Genomic DNA, 3,746 nt, shown 5'->3' with positions numbered 1-3,746 from the left:
CTTTCCATTGGCATGGGACATGCCTTGGTCAAACAGCCTAAACCGCTGCCTGTGAGCATTCGTGCTAAGCAGGCAAGTTAAAGGTGTTCCCAGAAGCTCGGTACTTTAGTGCCGATGTAGTTCACGCCGTTACAAAAGAACTCCCTGAACGTTACAGAGAAGAAGTGGCCCTGGACTTAAAAGCACTGATTTACGAGATGATAGCTGAGTGTGATGACCAGTTGACTGAAGAGGAAAAAATGAAGATTGTTTTGAGAAAGCTTGGCAACCCTAAAAAGTTAGCCACAAAATATAGAGGAAAAGAACGCTATATTATCGGGCCAGGCTATTTTGCTTACTACATTTTCTTCTTAAAAATTGTACTGTTGTCTATTTTAATTGGGATATCAATCTCAGTAGGCATAAGAGCATTAACCTCTTCTGATGGGGCACTCGATGTGATAGTAGACTATCTGTTCACGCTATTTTCTGCCTCTCTTCAAGGGGCAGCTTGGGTCACACTTGTTTTTGCGGTGCTGGAGTACTATGACGTGTCAATTGGACCGGAAACAAGCAATGACGAATGGGATCCATCTGAACTTCCGGAACCACCTGAGAAAAAAGCCGACATATCAAAAGGAGAATCAGTATTTTCAATTATCTTTACAACTGTTTTTCTTGTACTGTTTGTACTGCTCTCAGATAGAATTGGCATTTACTATAATCTAGGCAGTGATGTCACTTTTGTTCCTTTATTTAATGCAGAGTCTCTCAATAACTATCTATTACTCATCGTTCTAGTATTTATGATAAATATAGCGATTGAGGTAATCAAAATCATTAAGGGCAGGTGGACAGTGAGTTTGGCTATTGTCACAACCATTTTAAATATTATTTCGGCAGTAGTATTCATTACTATCATAAATTCCATGAGCATCTGGAATAATGAGATTATTGTGGAATTTGAACAATTTGTGCCTTTCTCTTTTAATAGACTAATAACAGGGCTGACTATATTAGTTATTGCTATAACGATAGGGGAGTCAGGTACGGCATTCTATAAGGCTTTTAAGTATAGGTGAAAGAAATACCTTTGGCTGTAAATGGCTGGAGGTATTTTTTTTGAGTTTTATTTTTGAAAAAGAAGATTTGACAAAACCGGTGTAATGGTTAAAATAGATAGAGTTAGTTTAGAATGTGTGATTTATATCTTCTTAAGGTTTTACCATTAAACTGAAGATAACTGAGTCAGATTAATATAAAATTTCAGCAGTCATAAGACTGAACAAACCAAATACCCACATACGATTTTTATATAGGAAAGGATTTACTTGAAAATGAAAGAGAATTTCTGGAAAAATCTACCGAAACCATTTTTTGTCCTTGCCCCAATGGAAGATGTGACAGATCTCGTTTTTCGTCACGTCATTGCTGAAGCAGGAAGACCTGATGTCTTTTTTACTGAATTTACCAATTCTGTCAGCTACTGCCACCCTGAAGGACGAAATAGTCTGCGTGGCCGACTGGCCTTTACTGAAGACGAACAGCCCCTGGTCGCTCACATTTGGGGAGATGAACCCGAGCATTTCCGTGAAATGAGTATCGGAATGGCGGAAGCTGGATTCGCGGGGCTAGACATCAATATGGGCTGCCCGGTGCCAAATGTAGCCGGAAAAGGAAGAGGAAGTGGACTTATCCGTCGCCCTGAAGTAGCAGCGGAACTGATTGAAGCTGCTAAGGCCGGAGGATTGCCTGTCAGTGTCAAGACCCGTTTAGGCTACACGAAGCTGGATGAATGGCGCGACTGGATTACTCATTTATTGAAGCAGGATATTGCGAACTTATCCATTCACTTGCGTACGAAAAAAGAAATGAGCAAGTATGATGCCCATTGGGAGCTGATTCCTGAAATCAAGGCACTGAGAGATGAAATAGCTCCGGATACACTGATTACTATTAACGGAGATATTCCTGACCGCGAAACAGGCCTGAGACTTGTGGAAGAAACAGGAGTAGACGGTGTGATGATTGGACGCGGTGTCTTTACAAATCCATTCGCGTTCGAAAAAGAAGCAAGAGAACACAGTCATCAGGAAATGCTTGATCTGCTGCGACTGCATCTGGATTTGTTTGACCAGTATGGTGAAGTAAACGATAGAGCATTTAAACCTTTGCGTAGATTCTTTAAAATATATATAAGAGGAATGCGTGGTGCCAGTGAATTGAGACAGAAACTCATGGAGACAGAAACAACTGGAGAAGTGCGCGTGCTGCTGGATGAGTTTGAAGAAAAACTGGCGAGTTATGAAGAAGAGAAACACGAAGAGACAGTAAACAGTTACAACTAATTAAATAATCGAAAGAAAGCATCCTAGTCGATTAATGCGTTTAACGCTTAAAATGACAGGGGGCTTTTTTTATTTGAGTGACAGCTGAAAAAACAAGTATCTAATTGTTTATTCGTGACAAGTAAGAGAGAATTGTAGAGAAACTTCTGTCGATTAGTACATACTAGACACGAGTTTGTCAGTATTTCACTGAAACTTATACCAAGTACAGTTAATCGGCACAAGTTTTTCCTAATTGAATCTGAACTCATACCGATTACGACTTATTCGGCACAAGTTAACATTAGAAGTCAATATAATTAATTACTTAGCGATTTATTGTATAATGGTGTCAGATGAAAAAATTAGGAGGAAATTGAATGTACAGTTTAGATGATACGTTTACACTAACAAATGGTGTTAAGATACCAATTCTGGGTTACGGAACCTGGCAGGTGACTGATCCACAAGAAGCCGTGGATGGCGTTATTAATGCAGTTAAAGCCGGCTATCGTCATATTGATACAGCTCAAATGTATCGTAACGAGGAGTATGTTGGTGAAGGCATTAAAAAATGTGGTGTACCGAGAGAAGAATTGTTTGTGACCAGCAAACTTAACAATAACTGCCATGGGTATGACGAGGCTCGACGTACGATACTGGAGTCTCTGGACAAATTAGCCCTGGATTATCTGGACTTGTTCCTGATTCACTGGCCAGTTGTTAAAAATACGGATGGGGACTGGAAACAGGACAACATTGAAACATGGAAAGCTTTCGAAGATTTGTATGAGGAAGGGAAGCTTAAAGCAATAGGCGTCTCCAATTTTGCGGTGCCTCATTTAAATAATATACTTGAGAATTCGCGAATCAAACCGATGGTTAACCAGATTCGTCTGCATCCTGGCGTTCTTCAAAAGGATACAGTTGATCTGAGTCGTCAGAATGATATCGTGATTGAAGGATGGTCACCGCTATCGCCTATGAAATATATGCAGGATGATGAAAAAGCAAAAGAGATGAGTGACAAATACGGCAAATCTATTGCTCAAATCCTATTAAGATGGAGTATTCAGCATGACTTTGTCACCTTGACCAAATCGGTTCACGAAGAACGTATTCAAACAAATGCGGATATTTTCGACTTTGAACTCTCCAAAGAAGATATGGCATACTTGGATAGCCTGACATTTGCTGATCTTGATAAACCCGACGATTTTACAGAAAGATAAGTAAAATCAGCGAAATAAGTCCGAAATAAGTCCAATTCAAAATAAATTAGGTAAACGACGAGACGTGTGCTATACTGTGTTTAACATATTGTAAGAGACATTTTACGAACTGTGTAATGCATTCCGAATTGGTCCTTAAGCAATAATGTAAATATGTGCAAAGGCACAAGGAGGAATTTTATTATGGAAACAGGTACAGTAAAATGGT

3 protein-coding genes are annotated in these 3,746 nt (G+C 39.5%); all 3 read left to right on the top strand.

Going from position 1 to position 3,746, the window contains the following annotated elements:
• The first annotated feature begins 83 nt into the window (after positions 1-83).
• Complete coding sequence (locus ACYVLS_RS09270; protein WP_460323838.1) at positions 84-1,061, top strand: hypothetical protein; 978 nt, start codon at positions 84-86, stop codon at positions 1,059-1,061.
• Between the two features lie 255 nt (positions 1,062-1,316).
• On the top strand, positions 1,317-2,327 hold the full coding sequence (locus ACYVLS_RS09265) for a tRNA dihydrouridine synthase (RefSeq protein WP_460323836.1): 1,011 nt from the start codon (positions 1,317-1,319) through the stop codon (positions 2,325-2,327).
• A 359-nt stretch (positions 2,328-2,686) separates the two neighbouring features.
• Positions 2,687-3,538 (top strand): aldo/keto reductase, encoded by an 852-nt coding sequence (locus ACYVLS_RS09260; protein ID WP_460323834.1) that lies wholly within the window; start codon positions 2,687-2,689, stop codon positions 3,536-3,538.
• Positions 3,539-3,746: the final 208 nt, after the last annotated feature.

The sequence above is a fragment of the Alkalibacterium psychrotolerans genome, from assembly GCF_054784355.1.
This window is presented reverse-complemented; position numbering and strand designations above follow the sequence as displayed.